Annotated in this window: 20 protein-coding genes and 1 pseudogene; 7 read left to right on the forward strand and 14 right to left on the reverse strand. The window is 53.5% G+C overall.

Annotated features, from left to right (window positions below):
- Positions 1-66 precede the first annotated feature (66 nt).
- Positions 67-765 (reverse strand): hypothetical protein, encoded by a 699-nt coding sequence (locus PspR76_RS31150; RefSeq protein WP_202982176.1) that lies wholly within the window; start codon positions 763-765, stop codon positions 67-69.
- Positions 766-954: 189 nt separating this feature from the next.
- Between PspR76_RS31150 and tnpB the strand changes: the two genes are divergently transcribed.
- Together tnpB and tnpC are read left to right on the forward strand one after the other, a co-directional pair.
- A complete protein-coding gene (tnpB, locus tag PspR76_RS31395) occupies positions 955-1,290 on the forward strand; it encodes an IS66 family insertion sequence element accessory protein TnpB (protein WP_159961226.1) in 336 nt (111 codons plus the stop codon).
- Positions 1,291-1,351: 61 nt separating this feature from the next.
- Positions 1,352-2,878, forward strand: a pseudogene (tnpC, locus tag PspR76_RS30750) (IS66 family transposase).
- Positions 2,879-3,058: 180 nt separating this feature from the next.
- Here the strand turns inward: tnpC and PspR76_RS30755 are convergent.
- The 8 genes from PspR76_RS30755 to PspR76_RS31405 form a co-directional block, all read right to left on the reverse strand.
- Positions 3,059-3,367, reverse strand: coding sequence for a hypothetical protein (locus PspR76_RS30755; protein ID WP_159961227.1), 309 nt, complete (start codon positions 3,365-3,367; stop codon positions 3,059-3,061).
- Between the two features lie 44 nt (positions 3,368-3,411).
- Positions 3,412-4,125 (reverse strand): helix-turn-helix transcriptional regulator, encoded by a 714-nt coding sequence (locus tag PspR76_RS30760; protein ID WP_159961229.1) that lies wholly within the window; start codon positions 4,123-4,125, stop codon positions 3,412-3,414.
- Positions 4,118-4,372 carry a helix-hairpin-helix domain-containing protein gene (locus PspR76_RS31400; RefSeq protein WP_159961231.1) on the reverse strand — a complete coding sequence of 85 codons (255 nt, stop codon included), beginning with the start codon at positions 4,370-4,372 and terminating at the stop codon, positions 4,118-4,120. The genes PspR76_RS30760 and PspR76_RS31400 overlap by 8 nt, the downstream gene beginning before the upstream one ends.
- Before the next feature lie 245 nt (positions 4,373-4,617).
- The gene (locus PspR76_RS30770) at positions 4,618-5,229 is read right to left on the reverse strand and encodes a hypothetical protein (protein ID WP_237235708.1); all 612 of its coding nucleotides are present in this window, start codon (positions 5,227-5,229) and stop codon (positions 4,618-4,620) included.
- 303 nt (positions 5,230-5,532) lie between these two features.
- Positions 5,533-5,808, reverse strand: a complete 276-nt coding sequence (locus PspR76_RS30775) for an AAA family ATPase (protein WP_202982178.1) — start codon at positions 5,806-5,808, stop codon at positions 5,533-5,535.
- Positions 5,809-6,030: 222 nt separating this feature from the next.
- Positions 6,031-8,457: a S8 family peptidase gene (locus tag PspR76_RS30780; RefSeq protein ID WP_159961235.1), complete on the reverse strand. Its 2,427-nt coding sequence runs from the start codon at positions 8,455-8,457 to the stop codon at positions 6,031-6,033.
- A 25-nt stretch (positions 8,458-8,482) separates the two neighbouring features.
- Positions 8,483-9,469 carry an AAA family ATPase gene (locus PspR76_RS30785; protein ID WP_046070202.1) on the reverse strand — a complete coding sequence of 329 codons (987 nt, stop codon included), beginning with the start codon at positions 9,467-9,469 and terminating at the stop codon, positions 8,483-8,485.
- A gap of 249 nt (positions 9,470-9,718) precedes the next feature.
- Positions 9,719-10,309 carry a DUF6088 family protein gene (locus tag PspR76_RS31405; RefSeq protein WP_154907161.1) on the reverse strand — a complete coding sequence of 197 codons (591 nt, stop codon included), beginning with the start codon at positions 10,307-10,309 and terminating at the stop codon, positions 9,719-9,721.
- Positions 10,310-10,728: 419 nt separating this feature from the next.
- Between PspR76_RS31405 and PspR76_RS30790 the strand changes: the two genes are divergently transcribed.
- The 3 genes from PspR76_RS30790 to PspR76_RS30795 all read left to right on the forward strand — a co-directional run bounded on the left by PspR76_RS30790 (position 10,729) and on the right by PspR76_RS30795 (position 13,298).
- On the forward strand, positions 10,729-11,631 hold the full coding sequence (locus PspR76_RS30790; RefSeq protein WP_159961237.1) for a FitA-like ribbon-helix-helix domain-containing protein: 903 nt from the start codon (positions 10,729-10,731) through the stop codon (positions 11,629-11,631).
- A gap of 640 nt (positions 11,632-12,271) precedes the next feature.
- Positions 12,272-12,553 (forward strand): BPSL0761 family protein, encoded by a 282-nt coding sequence (locus PspR76_RS31535; protein WP_335928441.1) that lies wholly within the window; start codon positions 12,272-12,274, stop codon positions 12,551-12,553.
- Entirely contained in the window at positions 12,537-13,298 is a 762-nt protein-coding gene (locus PspR76_RS30795; protein WP_159961239.1) for an SIR2 family NAD-dependent protein deacylase, read from the forward strand. Before PspR76_RS31535 ends, PspR76_RS30795 begins: the two co-directional genes overlap by 17 nt.
- A 44-nt stretch (positions 13,299-13,342) precedes the next feature.
- On the opposite strand, the gene PspR76_RS30800 is transcribed toward PspR76_RS30795, so the two are convergent.
- The 3 genes from PspR76_RS30800 to PspR76_RS30810 are packed head-to-tail and all read right to left on the reverse strand — an operon-like array spanning position 13,343 to position 17,443.
- Entirely contained in the window at positions 13,343-14,695 is a 1,353-nt protein-coding gene (locus PspR76_RS30800) for a transposase (protein ID WP_159961241.1), read from the reverse strand.
- The gene (locus PspR76_RS30805; protein WP_159961243.1) at positions 14,688-16,721 is read right to left on the reverse strand and encodes a transposase; all 2,034 of its coding nucleotides are present in this window, start codon (positions 16,719-16,721) and stop codon (positions 14,688-14,690) included. Before PspR76_RS30805 ends, PspR76_RS30800 begins: the two co-directional genes overlap by 8 nt.
- Positions 16,718-17,443: a transposase gene (locus PspR76_RS30810; RefSeq protein WP_237235709.1), complete on the reverse strand. Its 726-nt coding sequence runs from the start codon at positions 17,441-17,443 to the stop codon at positions 16,718-16,720. The genes PspR76_RS30805 and PspR76_RS30810 overlap by 4 nt, the downstream gene beginning before the upstream one ends.
- A gap of 954 nt (positions 17,444-18,397) precedes the next feature.
- Here PspR76_RS30810 and PspR76_RS30815 point away from each other — a divergent pair.
- Both PspR76_RS30815 and PspR76_RS31410 read left to right on the forward strand, forming a co-directional pair.
- Positions 18,398-20,041: a TnsD family Tn7-like transposition protein gene (locus PspR76_RS30815; RefSeq protein WP_159961245.1), complete on the forward strand. Its 1,644-nt coding sequence runs from the start codon at positions 18,398-18,400 to the stop codon at positions 20,039-20,041.
- Between the two features lie 137 nt (positions 20,042-20,178).
- Entirely contained in the window at positions 20,179-20,346 is a 168-nt protein-coding gene (locus PspR76_RS31410) for an antitoxin Xre/MbcA/ParS toxin-binding domain-containing protein (protein ID WP_237235781.1), read from the forward strand.
- A 159-nt stretch (positions 20,347-20,505) separates the two neighbouring features.
- Here the strand turns inward: PspR76_RS31410 and PspR76_RS30825 are convergent, their stop codons facing one another.
- Positions 20,506-21,612 carry a TniQ family protein gene (locus PspR76_RS30825; RefSeq protein WP_159961247.1) on the reverse strand — a complete coding sequence of 369 codons (1,107 nt, stop codon included), beginning with the start codon at positions 21,610-21,612 and terminating at the stop codon, positions 20,506-20,508.
- Positions 21,613-21,772: 160 nt separating this feature from the next.
- The gene (glmS, locus tag PspR76_RS30830) at positions 21,773-23,605 is read right to left on the reverse strand and encodes a glutamine--fructose-6-phosphate transaminase (isomerizing) (protein WP_159961249.1); all 1,833 of its coding nucleotides are present in this window, start codon (positions 23,603-23,605) and stop codon (positions 21,773-21,775) included.

The raw sequence follows: 23,605 nt of genomic DNA on the forward strand, positions 1-23,605 counted from the left end.
CATAGAGAGGACCGCCAGATCCAATTCTTTCCGGAGCTCCTGCGTAAGCGGCTAGCCGACTTACATTCACATGGCTGGCGGCGTGTGGTTTAGTCCATCGACTGCATCAAGTATTTGCCGTACCCGAACCATTACGGACATGTTCCCCTCTAGCCTTAAGACCGCACAGTTACGAGCAGCCAACCATTCCCGATGTCTGGCTAAGCTCCGTCCGGGGAGACCTCCCTCTTCATACTGCGCAGCCCAGGCCAGAAACTCCGGTTTTGCTTGACCGAAACGTTTTATCTCTCGACGTTCTAGCCTCTCTAACCTGAGTTCAACAGGAAGATAAAGAAACACCACAAGATCAAATTCATTTTCAAGCGGTTGACCCCAGCCCATTACAGATCCGGCGACCACGGCACGGCCATGAAAGCGCATTTCTTGTAGCAAACGCTCGAGGCCGAACTCCAACTCATCGAACAATGTGATATGGCCTTCCTCCAGACCCGCTTTCTGGATTCCACACTGAAGCATTCGGCGAGATCCCAGACCTAACTGGCGCAATGGGATTTCGCCGTCATGCAGGGAAAGACCGCCAACTTTTAGGTTGATGGACGCCAAGTCGAGATGGGCCTTATAGGCATCAAGTACAGGGACACCCAAGAGCTTCGCAATCTCTTGTGATTTGGTTGCTGCATTGTCGAAGTTGGTCAGGGTGACAGCCCGGTCGACATCGAGCGAACTCCTCGCGGTCCTCGATGCATTGGCCAATAGCTCGCTCAAGCTCTGCGCCGCGGTCAGCTTGGCAGCCCCTTAGGTGAAGTCCGTACTTATTGAGTGGTAAGTCGAACCAAAACGAAAGGCTGAAGCGTTGACGATCATTGAATTACCGCTTGGCCAGCAAACGCTCACGGTGAAGTGGCCATCCTCAGATCCCGAGGGATGCGCCCGCTTCATCCGAGGACTCGCCCGATGATACGCATCGATTCCATCTGGCTCGCCACCGAGCCGATGGACATGCGCGCAGGCACCGAGACCGCGTTGGCCAGAGTGATCGCGGTGTTCGGTGCGGCGAAGCCGCACTGTGCTTATCTGTTCGCCAACCGCCGCGCCACTCGGATGAAAGTTCTGGAGCATGACGGCTTCGGCATCTGGCTGGCTGCTCGCCGGTTGAACCAAGGTAAGTTTCACTGGCCAGGCATTCGGCATGGCTCTGAAATGGAATTGGATGCCGAGCAACTTCAAGCCTTGGTACTGGGCTTGCCATGGCAACGCGTGGGTTCTGGTGGCGCGATCACACTGCTTTAAGGGCTGCCATTAACCTATCGGTCTATCGCCGCGAACTGCCTGCTCTGGCAAAATCCGCGGCATGACTTCTTCACCCAATCTCGACCAAATGTCCCCCGACCAACTGCGTGCCTTGGCTGCGCAGTTGCTGTCGCAGGTCGACACCATGGGCAAGAAGATCCATCGCGATCAAACAGTCATCGAGAAGCTGACGCACGAGATCGCGCAGCTCAAGCGCTTGAAGTTTGCCAAGCGCAGCGAGCAGTTGAATCCGCAGCAGGCCAGCTTGCTCGATGACCTGATCGATACCGATATCGCGGCGATTGAAGCTGAGTTTCAAGCCTTGCAAAACGCTCCGACACCGGCCGGGAAAAAGAAAAAGCCTAAACGCACTGCGTTGCCGGCAGAGTTTCCACGCACGTTGATCCATCACGAACCGGACACCACTCACTGCCCATGTGGCTGCGCACTCAAACGCATCGGTGAGGACGTCAGCGAGAAGCTGGACTATACGCCCGGCGTGTTTAGCGTCGAGCGTCATGTCCGGGGCAAATGGGTCTGTGATGACTGCGAAACGCTGATCCAGGCGCCGGTTCCGGCGCAGGTCATCGACAAGGGCATCCCGACTGCCGGGTTGCTGGCCCACGTCATGATCGCCAAGTTTGCCGACCATCTGCCGCTTTACCGCCAGGAATCGATTTTTGGTCGGGCAGGCTTGGCGATCCCTCGTTCAACCTTGGCTCAATGGGTTGGCGTTACTGGCGTGCAGTTGCAGCCTCTGGTCGATGCGCTACGCGACGTAGTGCTCGGGCAGCAGGTCATCCACGCCGATGAAACACCGGTACAGATGCTCGCTCCGGGTTCGAAGAAAACCCACCGCTCTTATGTCTGGGCCTACGCCACCAGCCAATTCTGCGAAACAGCGGCTGTCGTTTACGATTTCAGCCCCAGCCGCGCGGGTGAGCACGCTCGTAACTTCCTGCAAGACTGGAGGGGCAAGCTGGTGTGTGATGATTTTGGCGGTTACAAGGCCAGCTTCGAACTCGGCGTGACCGAGATCGGCTGCATGGCCCATGCGCGGCGCAAGTTCTTCGAACTGCACGCCACCAATAAGAGCATGCTCGCCGAGCAGGCCCTGCGCTATATCCAACTGCTGTACGAAATCGAGAGCGAAATCCGTGACCTGGAGCCGGATTTACGCTGCCGAATACGGCAAGAAAAAGCCGTCCCGGTGATGGCTATGCTGCATGCCTGGATGCTCGCCCAGCGCGATCTCGTGCCTGAAGGCTCAGCCATCAGCAGAGCACTGGATTACAGCCTGAAACGCTGGGCAGCGCTGTCGCGCTACCTGGATGACGGGGCCGTACCCATTGACAATAATTGGTGCGAGAACCAGATCCGGCCCTGAGCGTTGGGTCGCAAGAACTGGCTCTTCGCAGGGTCGCTACGCAGCGGAAAACGGGCGGCGGCGATCATGAGTTTGATCCAGTCTGCGCGGCTGAATGGTCATGATCCGTATGCCTATCTGAAGGATGTTCTCACGCGCCTGCCGACGCAGCGGGCGAGTGAAATCGATCAGTTGCTGCCGCATAAGTGGCAACCGGTTTAGTCACGCAAGGTGTGAGGGCGGACGATACGTTTTTTCGAAACGGTTTTACCATATAACGTCAGTTCGCAGCCCGGAACCTAGCAATAGGTGACCTGAGAACACTTACACTGGAAGTGACGACAACGATGCCTGACAGCAAAGGCATCGGTGTCGCTTGCCTGCTCCGACAGTCCGTCGGGGTCAACTCATCTCTGGAACGAGGTGGCTCATGAACGTCAGGTTTTCAATAGCGTGCATATACTCAGAGAATCTCGGATCTCCATCGTTGAACGCCTTTGCCACTTTTTGTGCGTTCTCAAGACTGTCCCACATTGCTAAGTCCGCGAAGACTCGGTCGTCGCTCATAGGGCAGTAGGCACGGTACTCGATCAAACCAGGAAAGGTCTTTAACGTTTCACGAAGCCCTGCGCGGAGCACAGGCACTTGCGCAACGCATTCCTGTTTGACCTTGAAAATGGCTAATTCGAGTACATGAGATGAGTGCTGCATAGGGATGACCTTCTGTGTGTTAAGGAGTCCCAATTATCAGTGGCTCATACTGACAGCGTAGTGTCAGTAGTGGTAATCGCTTTCCACTGGCTTGCCTGGTGCTTCATATACGTTTGGAGATCAAGGGCAGGATTGTCGGGTGATGGTTGTCGGGCAATAGCGATGGAGGTTATGCGATCAACCCGAAAATCACGGTAAGCCGCCCTGGTACTACACCAGCTTCCAACCGTCCACTTTCCTCCCCAGTAGAAAAGGCCAAGGGGGGAAATGAGGCGTTGCGAAACCGCACCGTCCAAGCTGGTATAAGTTATCTTCAGCGCCTGAGTGTTTTCGATGGCATTTCGAAGGGTTGCCAGATGGCCCCGCGTCGAGGAAGGTGTTGTTCCAAGTGCCCTGATTTTTGCCGCGCCGGGGTCAACCTTGTGATGGACTATGGACGCTGAGATTTTGCTCAACAACATCCTCGCAGCAGCACTTAGATCGTTATCGGCGGAAGCTGAAAGCATTTCCATCCCGAGCATCAATGCATCCAGTTCGAGCCTGTTCAACGTTAAAGGCGGCATCTCAAAATCGGCATCCAAGGCATACCCCACGCCAGCGGTACCATAGATTGGGATTCCACTGAAGGAAAGGTCGTCGATGTATCGATAGATTGAGCGAACGGAAACGCCAATTCGGCTAGCCAGTCGCTCAGCAGAGATTGGCTGATGGACACGAATCAGATTTACCAATTGAAATAAGCGATCAGCTTTACGCACCAGGTGTGCTCAACCGAGAGTCCTTTGCAAACTCAATGGCCGCGGTAATGGCGGCCCGAGCTTGGGGGCTATTCTTCCAGCAAGTCGATCCCACTGCTGCCGATGCCTGAGCCAGGATGTCACAAGCATTCGCTTTGCTGAGCACAGCTAGCGAGTCAATGCCCATCTGCTCAAGGCGAGCGATAACGGCCGGCCCTACGCCCTTCAGGGCCAGCAAGGCATTATGTTCCGTCAGTGGAAATGGCATCCGTAAACTCCTGTTATCGGCCAATGAAGCAACCGGAGTTTGCCCGACGAGAGAGGGCATCTCAATAGATGGACTCCATCGCCCTAAGCGTAAGCATCAGGAAGGTAGGTTCGGCAGACGGACGATACGCCTGCCAACCCAGCGCGCGGGTGAGATCGAGCAGCTGCTGCCGCATCGGTGGATACCGGCCTGACTAACGTAGAGCGATTCGGTCGCACGCTTGTCGGAAGCAAGCTATCGCCTGCTCAATCTGGCAATGCCTTAGCAATTGCCGCTTCAAGCATAGGTTTGGCTGCGTCATGCAAGAGTTGGCCGTGAGCGCCTACGACATGTTCGAAGTCAAGCCTCAGAAGCCTCTCGAAGTCGGCGACAAGGCTGCCCCCCTCCGGCGTGACGCGTTTCAGCCAAGGGCCGCCAATGAGTAGCGTCAGCTTAAAACCCATCATTCGAAGTACGCATCTGCTAAGGAAAGTCGTGTAACTCCAGTCGGCCCAATATTGAATGCTATCCGTGGCGATGAGCAGTTTTAGATTCTTCAGCAAAAGGCACGCCTCAGGGTATTTGGCCGCTTCATACACGAAAAACTGTGCATCAGGCATCGGCGGAGACGCTGCTGCGTTGATCACATGGTTTGCCATAGGCACCTTGTAAGTCTCCGGTCGAGATTGGCACCAGAACTCCGCCTGATATCGGTCAACGTAAAACCGATCGTCTAGACCATGGAAATCTCCTAAACGCAGGACATGGCGAACATTACCTAGCGCATCCAGCTGACTAAGTGCGGCATCGCTCAGGCGCACCGGGTTGATGAGGGTCAATTCATCGCCACTTTTGACAATGACCATGTTTCGGTTCATACGCATTCCAGGGCCGATCCTGATGCTGCCATGAACTAGGTAAACGTTGTGGAAAATAGGAGTGATAGGGTCATGGGGGAACGCGGGTGGGTACACTGACAATTCCTTGTGAAGTTATCCTTACTCACTGCTTGGCGAATCCTTATCAACCCAAGCGTGACGACCGTACCTTACCTTGGGACGTCCTACGCATCCATAGCTGACCCTGCCAGCAATGTTCAGGATCCTATCTAGACCGTTGCACGGTGAGGTTCGGGGCGACTGCACCTCATTGCTGATCCTGCTCAGTACAGGTAGGCGCCTTCACCGGACGGTTACATTGAGTGCACAGAAGTCAGTTGCCAAATGCCCGATTGTGATCTCAATGACAATGGGATCAGCGATCTTGCATTGGTAAAAATCTGAATCGCTGAGAGCAAGATTCCACTGGGGATGGAACGTGTAACGGATGGCTTCTAGGATGGTGGATTTTGAGGAGTCGCCCTTGCCTATAAAGCAAAAAATGTCGGCTGTTGGCACGTTCCAATCAAGCGCTTTCACCCCTCGAAAGTTCTTGATCACGATCTTTCTGATTTTCACCGACCGGTATCCTCTGAACGTCATCTATGAGTGAGGCGAAATCCATTTGTAGCGCCTCGCCTGGCTCTCAAGGAAAGCTGGAGGAGTGGCCATTCGCCTTACCCATCATAGATGACATCCAGCGAGCCGGGGAACTCGCCGTACGCATGCGCCGAAGATCGCATTACCCCGAAGGCTTAGGGATACCTACTGGAGAGGAATCACAACGAATGTCGATCACTCTCAATTCTGCAATCGAACAGCAGTCATCTTGGCCTTTTGCTGCTCCCTGACCACAGCCTGCTCATTTATCCGGGTCTGGATTTGGGTGTAGAGCTGAGCCCGCTCGTTGTCGCGGTCGGCCACCGTAACCACCAGAGAATACTGTTCCTTTTCTGCGGCCGAGGGATTCCAGTCACGATCCTGCCTGACCACGACCACAAACCACTTCTCTCCGGGTTTCCCTTGTTTGAACGTCCAGCGAGAAGACTGAACCGTGCCATGGTTTCTCATTTGGGCGGGAATGTCGCGATTTGTGTCCCTGGCTTCTTTGAGTACCTCCGTCTTCTTTTTCATCTCCTGGCTAAAGTGTTTCTGTACCTCTTCCAGCGAGGTGCCCGTGACCAAGCGGTAATAAATTTGGGTAGCCAGATATTCAATCCGGGTAGTCCGGACTACTGGCGAGTAAGCCAGTGTTATTGAAAGCTCTCGGGTCCCTCGAGCGGAGCGCAAATAGTCCTCCGGCAACGGCAGTTCGAAGAACTGGCATCCGTCGTTCTCAATGGTTTCCTCTGACATCAACACCACGACGTTATCGGAAGACCTAAAAAGATCAGCCTCACTCACCACACCATAGCCGGCCACATCCCTTTCTACGTCGCGGTTCCAGGTGGCTTTCGCCTTCTTGTAGCTCTTTCGAAACTCCTCCGAAAACGTCGAGGTGACCGCATCCGGCAGATAAGCCTGATTCACCAGCATTGCTCGAAGCATATTCGCAGACGCCGTCGGGTAAGCGTTCAGCAGGCGCTCGGCTAGGTGAGTGATGTACGGCGCCGCCAAGCTGGTCCCGCTTATTTCCTTGAAAACCGTATTCCCCGTCCACTGGTGGTTGAGCGTTAACACGCCCAAACCTCGCATGTGCGGCGCCCATTGTGCGTTTGCTTGCCTCATAGGGCTGGCGAGATTGCCGCCGGCCGCAACGAGCTCGGGCTTGATCGCCCCTTTTACCGACGGGCCGTGCCGAGTGAAGGGAGATGGTTGGTTTTCCGATGCAGGTGAAAGATGGTAAATCTCCGGATACTTCTGGCTGTCAATCGTAGAGTTGTGTCGGGAGATGCTCCCCACCGTCAACACCATCATTGCAGGTGCGGGGTCGATGATGGCGCTCTGGGCAGCGATTAGGTACTCCGGGTACTCGCCGCGCCAACTGTTGGTTGGGACTGGTGGGCTTTCGGAGCCACAGAAATTGCCCGTAGAGACTACGAACAAGATGTTGTAACGCCGGGAAAGGACATCCAGGATATAGGCTAGCCCTCTGACATGAGCACCATCGTAGGGAGCATTACTGTTGCCCAGCGAGAGGTTGAAGATCCGGCATCCGAGTTCGACGAAATGCTCTACAGCCTTCGTCAGCGATACCTCGAGAGTGAGTTCGTCGTAAACCGCATTACCTGTATGCGGACATTTCTTCATGACTTTTCCATTGAAGAGCCAGAACTCCGGCTTCCAGAAATTCGAGTTGTTACAACCCTCAACGTCGCCATACAGGGCAACGCCGGCCACAGCGGTGCCGTGACCTGCTTCATCTGCATCCCCCTCCTCATCGACAAACGAGGCGCTCTCAGCCATTGCAGGCTTCAGGAGGGGATGATTCCCGTTAATGCCGCTGTCTAGAATGCAAACGCGGGCTGCGTCATTAGGGGGTGGCGGGATGTTGAGAGGCAACTCATTGATGTCTCGGTTCAGCTGTTGAATGCTAATGCCAGTGGCTGGGATGAGATCCACCAGACGAACATCGCGCTGGTTGAGCAGCAACTGAGCTTGCTCGGGGGTGACCTCGACCCGGTACATGAGCAAGCTGTCCAGATTGATTCTGTCGAGCTTCTTTATGTGCTCGGCGGCTAGCCAGGTCTCGAAAGAGGTTGTGAGCTGAACACGACTTGGGTGATGCGCGACCTGAATAGGCCACAATTCGACATCGAGCTTGAAGGTGAGGGTGTCTGGCAAGCCTATATTCTTAAGAGCCCAACTCTTCCGATCTTCTGCGGACCAGGCATCTACACCTGCAATAGCCTCGAGAATCTGGCGATGGGTCAAGTTGGCGTCCATGACACCCAGCTTTTGCAGATGGGCGGTAAATTTTGCCAAACCCTCTTCGCTCGCGAACACTACGCAGAGTTGCTTGCCTTCTTGGCTGATAAACTCCAACCCATGCGTATTCAGGTTGGCGAAGGTCAATGCGCCCTCGTATTCCAGCTTTAAAACATAAGGGGATTTGTCTGAAGAGCCAATTTGCTTCTTGGCCAGCCCCTCCGCTGTGGCGAAGTAACCGTTGAGCTTTTGACCGTGACCAAGCCGATCTTCGCGGGTGACGAAGTGAGGGGGGCTTTTTGTCCGACGCGAGTTATCCAGAACTTCACGTGTAATACTCAGATGCTTGTAGGTTGCCACAGCTTCTTCCTTGAAAATTTATGTTTTAGGACTTTCTGAGGTCCTCCCGCACAAGAGCGCTTTTAAGCTCCTTGATGGTCAGAAACTCTTGCTCTCGCAGGATCATCCGTTTGGCGGCGCGGCGAATAACCCGCTCGATATCCGCGCCGCTCTTACCTTTAAATTCCTTCAATACTTCTTTGTCGTCAATCTCGAATTGACGACGGATCCCTCGCAGTTTCAGCAACAAGATCTCCTTCAACTGCTTTTCATCCGGAAGCGGAAACTCGATCGACTCATCGAATCGCCGCCAAATGGCAGAGTCTAAGATCTTCTCATGGTTGGTAGCCGCCAGGATCAAACTAAGACCTTCGTATGAGTCCATCATCTGAAGGACCGCGTTCACAACACGTCTTAGTTCGCCATGGTCGCCACTATCACCACGTTCTTTACCGATGGCATCGAACTCATCGAAGAGAACAACAAACGGATGTTGGGCAATAAAATCGAAGACCTTACGAAGGTTGGCTGCCGTTTCGCCCAAGAACGAGGACATCAATGCATCCAAGCGGACGATAGCTAAAGGTCGATCAAGCTCGAAGGCCACGACCTCTGCAGCAAGCGTCTTTCCGCAGCCGGGTGGGCCGAAGAAAATCACCTTGCCAGCGGGCTTCATGCCGTAGCTGCGCAGCACATCAGCACGCCGGTTCTCCTCAAGGATCTCCTCCAATGCAGCGGAACTGCTGGGGGGAAGTATCACTTCATCAAGAGACCGCTTTGGAGTTCTTATATCGAGCAGTGGTAAACCACGCTCCTTGTCTACGGGAACGTCGTAGTGAGCTCGTGGCGTATTACTGGATGCCTTGAGATTCAAATCGCTGCCGTAGAGGATCTGCTCCAGATCGTTAGCCAGAAGATGATGCTGCTTCTGCCGCTCCTCCTCGATAACCGCTTTAGAGGCAAGACGAAACGCATCGGCATCGCCAGCGGTACCTGCTCGGAACAGCTGACGGAGAATTTTTCCATTTGCCATAATTACCACCTTCTAAGTTATTGATTAATAAACTTATATAGACTTCGACAACCCTGTCAGGACTACATAATTTCCAATAACTTGTCTCGCATTTTGATTTTCATAATCAGGCACTCCATTCCCAATTCAACATCTGTACACACACGTGCTAACACTTTGGAGCCGGGCAGCTGGCATGGCGGCGTAGCCTAGTTCATGTTGGAGTGGTCTTAAATGGCCCCTCCCGAAATTCCGCCGAGCTGCAACCTGTCACCCCACCTCTCGACCGATTGCAAGAGCCATCCAAGATGGCAGGAGCGACCGCACCGAGCTCAACGCCTGCCAGTCGATGGGAGTCAGCTGTTTACGCAGCCTTTCCATCACCTCACCTATACGCCGCTCTCCCAACCAAGCCAAGGCTCGAATTACAGCACCGGCAGTCGTGGAGCCAAGCGCTAGCATCCAGCGAGGGGCGTGTCTTATCTCCGCCGTTGCATCTCCCACTTTAAGCGCCCGAGTACGCCCATTGCTGAGAAAAACGTTCCCATCTAGGGCTTGCGCCGACAGACCCAGCATCTTTGCAGAGCGCGCCCCATCAAGGACGATCTCTTCCTGATTCTTCGAAGCCAGGGCGCTAACAACCTTATCCATCGAAGGCGTTGCTTGCTTACCCAGGTCTGTAATGGCGGCTAGGTAAAGCCCACGAGCCGCGCGAATAAGCTGCCCAGCCTTTGCTAATCTTGAAAGCGCCTGATCTACAGCAGCCCGGCTCCCCAAGTGTAGAAACTCTTTGGGACTCAGTAAGCCACCCTCAGGCAGACGCCTGCTGTGGTCTAGGATCGATTCAGGAAGGGTCTTCATAGGCTTAGGCTGCTCTTACCACTTTAATGTCAGAAGTATGAGTCTACATCTGACATCGGTCAAATAATGATCATGCTTAGCCGCGAGTAGTCTCCAGGCCATTGGGACCCACTTGCGTCTGTGTATTGGCGCTTACCCTGTTTGACCCAAAAGCTGACGTGACTTTTGTAAAGATTGCGGTCTCAGGCCGTGCGCCAATTTGCACGCGAGGCAGCCCATTGCCGCCAAGTAAGGCAATTTGGCAATAGGCCTCAATGACATGCCGGGAGATGCAAGCCTGCCTCTTTAGTGAATCGGCTGCTCGGCTGAGCAAGGTGATTATCCAAATCAACCCGTAACAGATAGCACTTGCCGTCGTTTTGTCGCTATTATGCCTACCAATAGTCATAATGCCCTCAAATTGACAGCGAGTATCTTGCATGGCCAGATTAAGCGTTCGCGACTTTCCTGATAACTTGCACCAACTGCTGCTACAGGCAGCTGCCAGGCATGAACGTTCACTAGAAGGGGAAACCCGGTTTGGACTGGCGCGTTATCTTGAATCCCTCGAAGCGCCTCAGCCTGAGACAGCGTCGTTGTGTGAATCTTGGCAGCGCTCTACCGGCCAGCGTTTGCAAAAGCTCTTTACGCGCTTGCGCGAAGACGACGTTTTTTCCTGGGGCGAGCGCAGCGACTTGCCTCACCTAGCCTTGGCTTTAGGGGAAACGTCGCCGGCAACTCTGATGAACTGCATCGACGGTCGTGAAGCGCTGCCCTTTGATCTGGCCAAGCGTATTGCTGACCGCTACAGTTGCAGTCTGGAGTGGCTAATCAACGGCTCAAGCTCCATGTTTCCATATCCAGAAGTTGGCGGGGACTATCACGAGTTTTTCGAGCCAGCAGTCAGCGGCAGTGGTGTCAGTATCAAGCTGGTCCGGCTCTGCACCGTTGAGGATTCCGACGGCAATCCAGGCCCACATGACGGTACCTTGCTGATGTTCAGATGCAAGGACGACAAACCAAACATTGCCTCGGGGTATAGCGGTCGCTTTTATTTAAATGATCGTATGGGTGGTGGCGGCCATGGCAGCCTGGCAAATTTTGCCAATTTTCTAAACGAGAATAGAAGCTTGCAATTCAGCGAATACAATTGCACGGCGCCGATTGATAATTCGATGATGTGGGACCATCACCCCAACTACTATCTTGGTTTCAAGCATTGCAGTAAGGCCTCCTGGCTCTACCCTCTGCTTGCTGGTAGGTCACCTTCCAGCATTGATTGGTCGCAGCAGCACGGCTACATGAGCCCAAAGCCGAAGATTAGCTACTTTCATGATCTGTAGTGACTAAATCTGCGTATTGATCCCACTGAATGGCTCGGGCGATTTTGGCGGATGCGTGACATCCAGCGCAGTGCGGCAATAACCAACGTCTTGCCACGCACCATGCTTGAATCCCACCTCTGGATGCGTGCCGATGTGAGAGAGGCCAAGTGCTTTGTGCAGTCCCACGCTTCCTTTGTTCGGCAACACGATCCGGCATGAGCTGTGTGAAAACCTTGCGTCCTCATATCGCCAGCACCACGTCATACCACGCCCGCCCGACTTCGCTACGATGCGCTTCTGCGTGTGCAGAGCCAACGACCTGGTCGTCTCGCACAGCAACCAAGTACGGGTAATTCGGCAGCGTCGCCTCCATCCGCTTGACCATCTCTTCGACTGAAGGCGGCTCAAGCTCAAACGAAATCACAGTATTCCCATCCAGCGGTGCATGGACTGCCGGATGGCTACTGCATCCAAACCTTGCGCAATCCTTACGATGATGTTGCTCATCGCCCATAGCCGTGGCCGAAGAAGTGCAGGAGCACCTAAAGCGGCAAAAAGTGCAGATCGGCATGTCAGCTCAACAGAGCTAAACTGAAGATTGCCGAGAATGAGTACCCAACTACTCCTGCGCAATGACTTTGAGGGCCTCACTATGACCATGCCGAATGAACGCACACAGGCAGTCATCCAGACGGGGAAATTTCTGCTTGAGCTATCCCAAGATTCATCTTTGCCCGAACGGATACGCCGTGACGCCAAATTTCTTCTGCGTCACTATCCAAGTCCGTTTCAAATTCTGTTGGCGGGCCGGATCGAAGAAGCGTCAGATCCTGAAGTGTCCCCGATGGGTCCGGTTTTCAGCTCATCCACCGAAAGCAGCTATCACTCCCCGCTCGTTTGTGCTGCAGACGCGACCTCCCCAAATGAACGACTGGGATAGAGCTAGCGGAGCCTTGGGCTCCGCTCGAGAGGTCGTGTTTTTCACCGGAGCCGGCGTCTCTGCTGCAAGTGGGATTCCAACATTTCGCGACAAGCTCACAGGCTTTTGGGAGAAACTCGACCCTGAAAAGCTGGAAACGGCACGGGCTTTTCGAGAGAACCCTCAACTGGTTTGGGGTTGGTACCTGTGGCGGCGCTCCCAAGCTGGCCAAGCCCAACCAAACGCCGCTCATCTTTCGATTAGCCACCTGGCGAGCACCGGCATACAGGTTTCAGTTATCACTCAGAATATCGATGACCTGCACGAGCGCGCGGGATCTCAGAACGTCGTGCATTTGCATGGCAGTTTGATCAACCCGATCTGCTTTGCCTGCAAGCGTACGGCGGTACTCACGAATGATCAATTTCAGGTTTCTGCAGAGGGACAATGGGTAGAGCCGCCGCGGTGTACCCGGTGCAATGGGAAACTCCGACCTGGAGTTGTGTGGTTTGGAGAGGATCTGCCTCCCGGAGCTTGGAAAGCAGCATTGGCTGACGTCAAAAATTGCGACGTTCTGATCTCCGTCGGGACTTCAGGAGCCGTCAGGCCTGCGGCGGATATTCCTGAAATCGCGTCGACATCTGGTGCGACGGTCATCCACGTAAACACTGCGGACGTCTGCCTAGGGGCTCCAAACGAGCTGATGCTCATAGGCTCCGCCGAGGAAGTGTTGCCTGCGCTGCTGCAGACCAGGCACTCTTCATAGGACTGAAAATGTCTTGGGTGGACACGCGACCGTTTTCGTAGCGCTTACTTTGCTGGCCCTCTTGGCTTAGGCAAACCTTTGGACTCTGAGAGCAGTCGGCTGTACGCATCCTCTAACCCTTCCCGAGTTTGCGCGGGCAATGCTGGTTTCTTCTCTCGCTTAGGCTTCGAAGGGAGATTGGACGGTGAACCCGGTGGGTGGAGCTGCTCGAAAGTCTTACGCTCCTCGGCTGTAAGGGATGAAACAAAAACCTTCTCGCTCACACGTAAAGCACGATCGTCCTTGGCAAAGCTCAAGACGTTTGATGGCATCGGCACCGGGAACGGGCAACGAAGGTCAGGCCTGCCCCTGGTTTTGTTCTTATGAACGCTGAGGCGAATTAGCTCTTCAACGTCGTCCCTACTGCTGGAGTAAGCGGCTGAAAGGTATGCTTTGTTGACGTCCTCCAAAGTAATCGTATGGCGACGGGCCGCACGGGCTTCAAGATACGCCACCTTGATCAGTTGAACCGCCAGGCGCTTTATACCGAACGTCCAGCGATACAGCTCATGTACCAAGGCACTCGGATCTGCAGATATGCGCCGCCCGCTTACCCGTATGCATTCTAGAACGTAATCCTTCCAGGCCTTCGAGTCAGGATGGTCCGGTAGCATGATACGGGGTTCAGAGAGAAGCCGTTGCTTGTCCTCACTGTTCCTTGTCAGCAATTTGTGGCCCAGGCTGTAGTTGGCCACATAGATCATAGGAACCCCAAGCCCGGCCATGGTGAGCAATATGTCCGTCACCCGGGCTACGCCTTGCCCAGTGCTCTGATGCTGCATTTCTTCGAGCACCATCAGTGATACACCATCACGATTGACCCTACGCCGGCATTCGGTCAGAAGCTTGGACGTGTTCGCTCTCACCCCTGTTGCGTCGCCGCCAAGGAAGTCTCCCAACAGTTGCCTGCCGCCAGCCTTACCCCTGGCGCTGGCGTACCAGTACGAGATTAATATATGAGGTTCGTGGTAATGAGCGGATGCATAAGGTGCAGGTCCAGGCATCACCTTCATCAGCGCACTGATAGTTTGGCTCTTCCCAACCCCTGCAAGGCCGGTGAGGCAGATAGGAAACGCCTCGTTCTCAGGGGGGTGATATAGCCGCCGCTGATATTGCCGGTCCGTGGAGAAACTCTCAGCCGAAAAGCTGCGCGCACGATCAACGCTATCTTTGATGAAGTCCAAAGAAAACTGGTTGGGAAGGAAAATCGTCTTCAGTACCTCTGACAAACGCTCAGCGGCCAATGCAGGGCTCAATTCCTCAAGCCCGGCTACCGGATCAGGTTGCACTGTAATCAAACTCCGGATATCAGCCAGCGTGTCTAGCCCGTCAAAGCGCGCAGAAAAGATGTTAGTCATTGCCTTTCCCCATCAACCGCTTCTGGTCGGCGGCATCACGCTCAGCCGCTCCGCCCTTGGCAGGGCGCCCAGGCTTGCGGGTACCACTGTCCCAGGCCTTGCCAGTGGCGTGAAGAAATTGGGCATTGCGATCCTGAAGGATTGCGGGCTGCTCTTCACGAAGCTGCGCATTGCCGCGCAGCCGACTCTCATTGAGCGCCTGAAGATCCGACAGAGAAATGTCGACGCTGCTGGGGTGAACGCTCGCTGGCTTTACAAAGTCCAGCTCGTACAAAACGCCTTCTAATTCGATCCAGATATGTCTGACACACATCGTCATGACATAAGCGGTTACCGGTATCTGGCCATTGAACGCAATCCGGTCAAAAACTTCGGTTTCAATCAACTTCGATGAATTGTACTTACGACCGTAAAAATAAACGCCACTCCTTTTGATGTGCGCCGGACGAGGAGTCAGAAATTCTCTCACTGCGTAGTCAAAACTCACCTCCGTGCCGGAATCGTAACCAAGATCACTATAGAACTTGTAAATGTTATGTGGGGTGGGACTGAAGCCCACCTCCAACATCTCAGGCGTCATCTTCCCTTCAGTACCTGAAGCATGGTTATCGTAAATAGCTTGCAGAATATGCCGCTTGCATATCTCTACAAAGTTGAGAGAGCTATGAAAGTGTGTTGGCTGATCATTGTCAGATTTGGTCCTAGGATGCGACGATTCAACCGTTGCTTTCGACTGACCCGAGTGAGTAGGAGTCAGTTCAAGTCTGGATAACCAACTCATCATTTCGCCACGGGCCACTGCTTCTGAACGAATCGGTACGCCCATGGTAGAGCCTGGTCCACGGTCAAAGACGATGTTTTGCGGCAGACCGTAAGTGGGCCAGTCTTCTTTTCTGATCGTCAGGCCAAACAACGACGCAAATTTGACCTTGCAAATGGCCATCGAGAACAGGGCCATGCGGTAAGCTTCCATGTTTTCTTTGTTTTCGGAGAAACCTAAGGCGACTACAGCACCAGACTGGCCACACACCCCTCGAACTATACAGGCCGAATCCATAGCGGATCCTTCGAGCAAGCCAGCTATCTTGCCTTTGGGGTTATAGCCGTCAAATTCAACAAGTTGGCTTACATTGACCAAGTCATGGGAAAAGCTCCCAACAAACCCGGACTTAGCTCGAGCCCCACTGGTACCTCTACGTGCTTTCCTATACGCCTTCGTACTTATCGCCTGACCAATGTAGTAATCGTACTGTCCTTTTGTGGGGAAAGGCTTACCTTCGGGATGATAGAACTTCTTATTTCCTGTCGATGTTGTAAAAGGAACACAACCGAATTCACCGACCAGCACTGCACCAAAGATTTCAGCGTCAGATTTAGTTTTATCGTTGTATTTGATGAACCCGTCCAGGATAGAAGCCTGCATTTCGGCCGTAGCAGGGGATCGGGATTTGCGTCCTGACTTTGGCGGCCTTCCCAACATTTGCCCGTCTGCGGTCTGTTCCCTTTTGCCTCTACCGCAGCGGTCGAACTTGGGCATAAGCGCCCACTTCGAGCGGCCGAACACTAGATAGCTAAAAAACCAAAACCTCAACCGGGCTGCATTCTGAGAAGGTGACTGATTGGCAGCATGAGCGTTGATGATCGATTCGGGATTGTCGTTCGAGAGCATCTCTTCAGCATGACCTACCAACTCCGCTATGGCGAGGTAACGCTTGTTAACCATTTCATCGTAGCTTTTCGTTGCCCTTACCCGATCTTTTTCCAATTGATCCACTGAAATGCCCCGGATGGCCATTAACCAAGGAGGTGTGGCGTCACTACCGCATTCCACAAGATCACCATTGGTCAGGGCTAGATCAAATTCAGGCCGGGAAAGCGTTAGCAAACTCGCAGTGGTGCCCTCTTCATCAAAAAATACAAGGCGTGCCCTGTTTGCCCTGCCGTCACCTGCAAGGAAATAGTATTCGACATCCTTCGTCAGCCCTTTGAATCCTTCAGGTGCTCTCAGCTTAGAACCAGTGATCATTCGGACAGCCCGGCAAAAAGTGAGCCATAGACCTGCAGAACATCCGGCGCATCCGTCACCAATGGATGATCGATAAGGATCGGGTCAAACAAACTGACAGGTAGTTTGCGCTCCCATATGTCTTTGTAGATCTTCGTCAGAAACAGATCACGCCGCCCCCACCTCTGTCCGTACATCAAGGCAACGGACGCTACTGGTCTCCCTTGAGTGACACAGTCTTCGATGTCGTGTGAGAAATCCTCGAGAAGATTTGATTCGAGGCTGATCTCGCGATCATGGTAGCCATACAGAAGATCCAAGTTGGCCACTAGGACTGGGTCCAGCAGATCCCTGGAAACCCTCACAGTCCTGATGCCTGCACTGTGGTAGTAAATCTCTTCCAAGGCGTGCCGTAAGCGAGCTTTCTCGCGGTTTTCTTTCTGTTTCGCCAAGCTCTTCAAACTTCCCCGAGCGACCTCATCAAAATCCATCGCATTCAACTTTACTGTCCAGTTCACGGCATAGGGGTCCGAGCCTTGCGGCTGGATATAGAGAAGCAGATCGCCCAAATAGGGGTGGGGAACCCTCTGGCGCTCACCATCATCGTAGGTCACGACAGCTGTAGCGTGTTTGAGACCGATTTCCTCTGCAACCAATGATGTTCCCTTCACTGGCAGAAGTTTCAGCCCAGCAGCTAAGGGGTTTCCTTGAAGTGGATGAACTTGTGGAATGGGGCTGAGCATTTTCTGCTCATGCAACTCGAACACGTCGGGATTATAAAGAGCGAGTTGTGCGAAGATTCTTTCAGGGGTAGAAAGAAGATGCAGTGCTCGTCCAAGCTTCCTGCTATTAAGGCGGCATATACGAGAGCCCTTGGGCGCTTCACCAGGGACCGCATAAATTCCGGATAAGTAAATATCTCCCCATTTGAAACGGCCTTGTCGGCCTATTATGCGGAGTAACGATTTTTTTAGATCCACTTATGTTATCTACCATCCATTCAATCCTTAGCAGGTGACGCATAACAGTCCACCTACATCGGTTGAATAAGCCATCCAATAGCGCGGGCACGGCGATAGCTACACCACGCGCAGTATACTTTTCTGGAGACGAGCGGAGCCGTGCAGGGCTTGACGCCCTACGCGAGGGGATAGACAATGGATTCGTCAGGAGTCGAAAGCTGACTTATCCTCAAAGGCCCAAGGTCACACTTGGGCCTTTGTCTATCTGGCTCCTGGGTTTTCTATCCAGATTCCATGTTGTGTTTCCTCAAGCTTCAGTAATAGGCACTCAAACTATCTCGTTTGAGATAGCTGCACTTTGATAGCAACCTCGACGTTAATTAGGCAGAATTTGCATCGGTCGTTTGTAATGCATCTTCAGATTCAGTACTGCCTTTAGTAAACGTCAATTAATGATGCATGGTACCGCTGAAAAATGTCGGTTGACAACTGGAATAAAACAGCTAAGTTGCGCCTCCGCCGGCGCTTTTTTACTGACTTCCCAGTATTTTCGGTGCTTGTAGCGCCAAAAACCCGCATGCATAGATGACCCGGTAATTAAAAAAATCTGGTAAATCCCCCCAGTTATGGGACCTACGATTCGTGAATAATCGTCTACCTGTTTAGGCGAAATTGATCCGTAGCACGAGTAGCCGGCAGCTAAACTCATTTCCTCTGTTTCCGCTCGGAGGCCACATGAGCGTCACTTCAGGTCAGGAATGGGTGAGAGGGCAATTCCCTCGGCTGGACTGGCTACCCGACGAAACACTATTCAGCCTATGCAGTCGACAGCATCTGGTAATGGGTAACCTGGACCCTGCGACTACATCGACTGCCGTGCTGGGCCTATCTGAGAAATTTATAAAGCATGATATTCCTTGCGGCATAGCAGCTTTAGAACAGAATGGATTTCATTATTGGGGGAACGCTGAATCGATTCTCCTACATCACACAATATTCTCAGTATTTATACCGTTCCAGAATAAAACCAAAATTGAAGATGCAATAGTAACTATAAAAGGCGATCGAATTGATTCACTTAAATATCGACTTGGCTTGGTATCAAGTGGTTTTGGCGCTGAACACCCGTTGAAAGCATGTCCGTATTGTATGCGCGAGGATGTGTACGCCCATGGTATAGCTTACTGGCACCTCACACACCAATATCCAGGTGTGTTGATCTGTCCACGCCACCAAGCTTGGCTAATGGTATCCACCAAAAGTAGGCGGTGGTCAGGTAGGTTTGAATGGTCGCTACCTACCAAGGACTGCTTGATCCAACAGGCCTCCTCACAGAAGCTGTGGTTACGCCCGGCTTTCCTGAACTTGGCAAACAATGTCATCGATCTTGCGGTCATCGGCAGAGTAATGTCCCTCGAGTCCTGCGCCGTCGCTGCGACCTATCGAACAGCTGTGCTCCAAGGGGGTAGATCTGCATCGCTGCTTGATCGCATAGAGCCGCTTCGCCGCTTTCATCTGTTTGAATCATTGCCGGAAGATGAGAAAAGCACTGAGTCATTTATGAGCCAGCTTATCCGTCCCCCCCGCAGAAGCATTCATCCTTTGAAGCATCTGCTACTGATTGATTGGCTATTTGATGACCTGCGCTCGTTCCTGAAGGCCTACGACGCTGAAGTCGCCAGATTAGTCCAGCGAGTCGCTAGCACTACATCGCGAAAACCTGATAAGCAAGTCTCGCTTTCAAACGCTGCGGCTCCAACCAAAAACACTCCAAGGCCCAAACGATTAAAAGGCGAGCTTAAAGAGGTTCTGCTCTCAAAACTGGGCAAGGGCATTCCGAAACAGAAGCTTTGTGAGGAGCTTGAGATCTCGATCTCAACGATCAATAGATTGTTGCGTGCCAATCCAGTTACCAATGCACTGGCTATTGAAGCTAGGAACAGCCGGGAGCTAGCGGAGCACAGAGCGCAGTGGCGATACCTACACAATTTGCATCCTGAACTGGGGGTCCAGGCTTTGAGAAACATCATTCCTTCTATCTATGCCTGGCTTTATAGAAACGACAAAGCATGGTTGATGGCCAAAGAGCAAACCTTCGTCAAACCGGCCAAAGTGGAAAAACACCCCGTTGACTGGGAGGCCCGAGATTCTCGTCTGCTCAGCATGATACGAATGGCGTACGAGGCGATTACTGGACGGCAGCGCGGTCCAGTCACTACGACCGAGCTTTACGCCCGGGTTCCCATGCTCTCGTCTTGCTTGGAAAATCGGAACCGATACCCCGCCTCAAGAGCATTCTTGTCCACGGTGCTGCATCGCTCCAAGTCGACGGTCCTTCACGACCACGTGCAATGCGGTAAGGCCAGCGGATTTCGGTAGCCCCTCACGCTAGCTGAAGAAAAACGAGGTGTAAGGACATGAGTAAGATTTCGATCCTAGGATTGGCCCTTTCGCGCCCGCCAGCATGCTGGAGCTCAACATACCGTGGCTACGAGCTCAGGCGGGTACAAGTCTTGATGCAGGCAAGTCACACTTTAGGAAACCGTAAAAGCGCCGATAGGTGGCTCGGTTCACCAGTACTTGCACTCAACCGACGCAGCCCTTGCGAGATGCTGACCAAACCTAGCGGCTATCCCGAGGTTCGAGACGTATTGCTCAGAATTGAATACGGCATTTATATGTGACCTGTTCTGTCTCCCTGGCGGCGCAGTGAGCGAGAGGAAACAGCGGTATTCACCGCCAAGGATTGACCAGTTGATCTTATAGTGTGAAGGGGATATCGAAACTCATGGCAATAACTTCATTAGAGGTTAGTCCTCCTAGCGTACATTTAGAGAGGAAAACTATTTCCGCCTGTAAACACCCGGCGGCGCATTATTTACTCGTTCGGGTTTAGGTTGAGGGCCTTTTCTTTTTGGCCGTTCAAAACTACAGCATGGATAATAAACTGGCCGCCAATCCCACATTCGCAATAAGTCCTTAGCAGGGAACGGACAACACCAAACACCAACACCTTGGTCGTAGTCTTCTTCAACGAAATGTGTTGATTCTTGATGCCCTGAAATATACGTGGACCACAATGACTCAATCGGGCGGATTTCGTCTCCATATGCTTTCACATCACTGACAAAGTCCGCAAACTTTCCATAGGCTTCGACTATAGCCTGGATAATAAAATCAGTGGATTCTCCGTGTGGAAGCCTGTTTACAGACCTCGACGTCTTAACAGTTTCCAGCCGCCATTTAATTATTTCTCCCAACTGCATGTTGGATCCAGAGTTCAAAACTCTACGCTTTAGGTTATCGTTTTTATGGACTTTTTCATCCAAGACCGCGAGAACTGACTCCTCTGAGAGGTGATGGGTGAATGACAGAATATCCGTAAAAATCTGAGCTTTCTTTAGCTCATATGGATCTGTGTTCAGCGTCACAGGGCAGTCTTTAAGATACCGACCCTCGCAGCTGGTCCACATCACTCCCAAATTATGACCTCCATGGCAAAACTGCCTGTCACAGAAGGGGCAGCGCTTAACAAGCTCTACATTGTGTTCAGCACAGACTTTCAGCTCACAACAGTGAGCACGTCGCCAGAAGGAAAATCCTAAGCGTTCAATATCTTCGGCAACACAAACAGGACAAAACCCTGATGGGGTTCTATTTGAGTCGTAGCACCTCGATTGACCTATGTATTCGTCCCTAGAGTAGGAGATATCTTGAACATTCTTGAAAACCTTCTTTAACGGATAGTTAGTATGCCTATGAAGCATCTTGTTCAAGCCATAGCAGCCAATCCATCCCTGCATTTCGGCGATTAACAAAATATCCGCTCGTAATACGCAGTTTTTGGGAAACCTCTGAAAAATTTCTTCGGAAGAGTGTTTTCCTTTAATAAAAAGAGTTCTTTCCACAAAGGAACGCACAGTTTCCTCAGGCTGAATAGCTAAGATCATTTTTTCGATAAAACCTAGAGCTGCGTCGAGAGCAATGAGGCACGGAGGAAAACGTCGCTGGCTGCTCAACCGGGGGGGCAGGAAGGCGCCAGCGACAGACTTTATTTATTTCCGACAGACTTTATTTCGTAGCTTCAAGACAGTATACGCCTGCGCAGTACTACTCCACCGTCACCGACTTCGCCAGGTTGCGCGGCTGGTCCACGTCCGTCCCTTTCAGCACGGCGACGTAGTACGACAGCAGTTGCAACGGGATGGTGTAGAGGATCGGCGACAGGGTGTCGTGGATGTGCGGCATGTTGATGACGTGGGTGCCTTCGCCATTGGTCATGCCGGCTTTTTCGTCGGCGAATACGATCAGTTGGCCGCCACGGGCGCGGACTTCCTGCAGGTTGGATTTGAGCTTTTCCAGCAGTTCGTTGTTCGGCGCGACGGTGACCACTGGCATGTCGTCATCCACCAGGGCCAGTGGGCCGTGTTTCAGCTCACCGGCTGGGTAAGCTTCGGCGTGGATGTACGAGATTTCCTTGAGTTTGAGCGAGCCTTCCATCGCCACCGGGTATTGCGCGCCGCGGCCGAGGAACAGGGTGTGGTTTTTGTCGGCGAACAGTTCGGCGACTTTTTCCACGGTGCTGTCCATGGCCAGGGCTTCACCGAGGCGGGTTGGCAGGCGGCGCAGTTCTTCTACCAGCGTGGCTTCGACGCCTTCGGCGAGGGTGCCGCGCACTTGGCCCAGGGACAGGGTCAGCAGCAACAGGCCGACCAGCTGGGTGGTGAAGGCTTTGGTGGAGGCCACGCCAATTTCACGACCGGCCTGGGTCAGCAGGGTCAGGTCGGATTCGCGCACCAGCGAGCTGATGCTGACGTTGCAGATGGCCAGGCTGGCGAGGAAGCCCAGCTCTTTGGCGTTGCGCAGCGCAGCCAGGGTGTCGGCGGTTTCGCCGGACTGGGAGATGGTCACGAACAGGGTGTCGGGTTGCACCACCACCTTGCGGTAGCGGAATTCGCTGGCGACTTCGACCTGGCACGGGATGCCGGCCAGTTCTTCCAGCCAATAACGGGCAACCATGCCGGCGTGGTAGCTGGTGCCGCAGGCGACGATTTGCACGTTGCGTACTTTGGCGAACAGCTCGGCGGCTTGTGGGCCGAAGGCGTTAACCAGCACTTGGCTCTGGCTGAGGCGGCCTTCCAGAGTGCGTTGCACCACGGATGGCTGCTCGTGGATTTCCTTGAGCATGAAGTGGCGGAATTCGCCTTTGTCGGCGGCTTCGGCGCCGTCGCGGTATTGCACGGCTTCGCGTTCCACGGAATTGCCGTTAACGTCCCAGATCGCCACGCTTTCACGACGGATGTCGGCGATATCGCCTTCTTCCAGGTACATGAAGCGGTCGGTGACCTGGCGCAGCGCCAGTTGGTCGGAGGCGAGGAAGTTTTCGCCCAGGCCCAGGCCGATCACCAGTGGGCTGCCACTGCGTGCGGCAACCACGCGGTCTGGCTGGCTGGCGCTGACCACGGCCAGGCCGTAGGCGCCGTGCAGTTCTTTAACGGTGGCCTTGAGGGCGACGGTCAGGTCGCCGAGGTCCTTGAGCTTGTGGTTCAGCAGGTGGGCGATGACTTCGGTGTCGGTGTCCGAGGTGAACACGTAGCCCAGGCCTTTGAGCTGCTCGCGCAGCACTTCATGGTTTTCGATGATGCCGTTGTGCACCACTGCCAAGTCACCGGAGAAGTGTGGGTGCGCGTTGCGTTCGCATGGCGCACCGTGGGTGGCCCAACGGGTGTGGGCGATGCCGAGGCGACCGACCAGCGGCTCGCCGAGCAATGCTTGCTCCAGTTCGCTGACCTTGCCCGGGCGGCGCATGCGCTCCAGCTTGCCGGCGTTGGTGAAGACCGCCACACCGGCGCTGTCGTAGCCACGGTATTCCAGGCGCTTGAGGCCTTCAAGCAGGATGGCGGTGACGTTGCGTTCAGCGACTGCGCCTACAATTCCACACAT

It is taken from the genome of Pseudomonas sp. R76 (assembly GCF_009834565.1).
Classification (GTDB): Bacteria; Pseudomonadota; Gammaproteobacteria; order Pseudomonadales; family Pseudomonadaceae; genus Aquipseudomonas.

Coding starts and splice junctions, on each gene's coding strand:
- PspR76_RS30755 (WP_159961227.1), bottom strand. CDS start 3,367: ATGCAGCACTCATCTCATGTACTCGAATTAGCCATTTTCAAGGTCAAA.
- PspR76_RS31400 (WP_159961231.1), bottom strand. CDS start 4,372: ATGCCATTTCCACTGACGGAACATAATGCCTTGCTGGCCCTGAAGGGC.
- PspR76_RS31410 (WP_237235781.1), top strand. CDS start 20,179: ATGCAGGCAAGTCACACTTTAGGAAACCGTAAAAGCGCCGATAGGTGG.
- PspR76_RS30795 (WP_159961239.1), top strand. CDS start 12,537: ATGAACGACTGGGATAGAGCTAGCGGAGCCTTGGGCTCCGCTCGAGAG.
- PspR76_RS30785 (WP_046070202.1), bottom strand. CDS start 9,469: ATGGCAAATGGAAAAATTCTCCGTCAGCTGTTCCGAGCAGGTACCGCT.
- PspR76_RS30810 (WP_237235709.1), bottom strand. CDS start 17,443: ATGCTCAGCCCCATTCCACAAGTTCATCCACTTCAAGGAAACCCCTTA.
- PspR76_RS30815 (WP_159961245.1), top strand. CDS start 18,398: ATGAGCGTCACTTCAGGTCAGGAATGGGTGAGAGGGCAATTCCCTCGG.
- PspR76_RS30805 (WP_159961243.1), bottom strand. CDS start 16,721: ATGATCACTGGTTCTAAGCTGAGAGCACCTGAAGGATTCAAAGGGCTG.
- PspR76_RS30770 (WP_237235708.1), bottom strand. CDS start 5,229: ATGAACCGAAACATGGTCATTGTCAAAAGTGGCGATGAATTGACCCTC.
- PspR76_RS30825 (WP_159961247.1), bottom strand. CDS start 21,612: ATGATCTTAGCTATTCAGCCTGAGGAAACTGTGCGTTCCTTTGTGGAA.
- PspR76_RS30800 (WP_159961241.1), bottom strand. CDS start 14,695: ATGACTAACATCTTTTCTGCGCGCTTTGACGGGCTAGACACGCTGGCT.
- PspR76_RS31405 (WP_154907161.1), bottom strand. CDS start 10,309: ATGAAGACCCTTCCTGAATCGATCCTAGACCACAGCAGGCGTCTGCCT.
- PspR76_RS30790 (WP_159961237.1), top strand. CDS start 10,729: ATGGCCAGATTAAGCGTTCGCGACTTTCCTGATAACTTGCACCAACTG.
- glmS (WP_159961249.1), bottom strand. CDS start 23,605: ATGTGTGGAATTGTAGGCGCAGTCGCTGAACGCAACGTCACCGCCATC.
- tnpB (WP_159961226.1), top strand. CDS start 955: ATGATACGCATCGATTCCATCTGGCTCGCCACCGAGCCGATGGACATG.
- PspR76_RS31535 (WP_335928441.1), top strand. CDS start 12,272: ATGCCGAATGAACGCACACAGGCAGTCATCCAGACGGGGAAATTTCTG.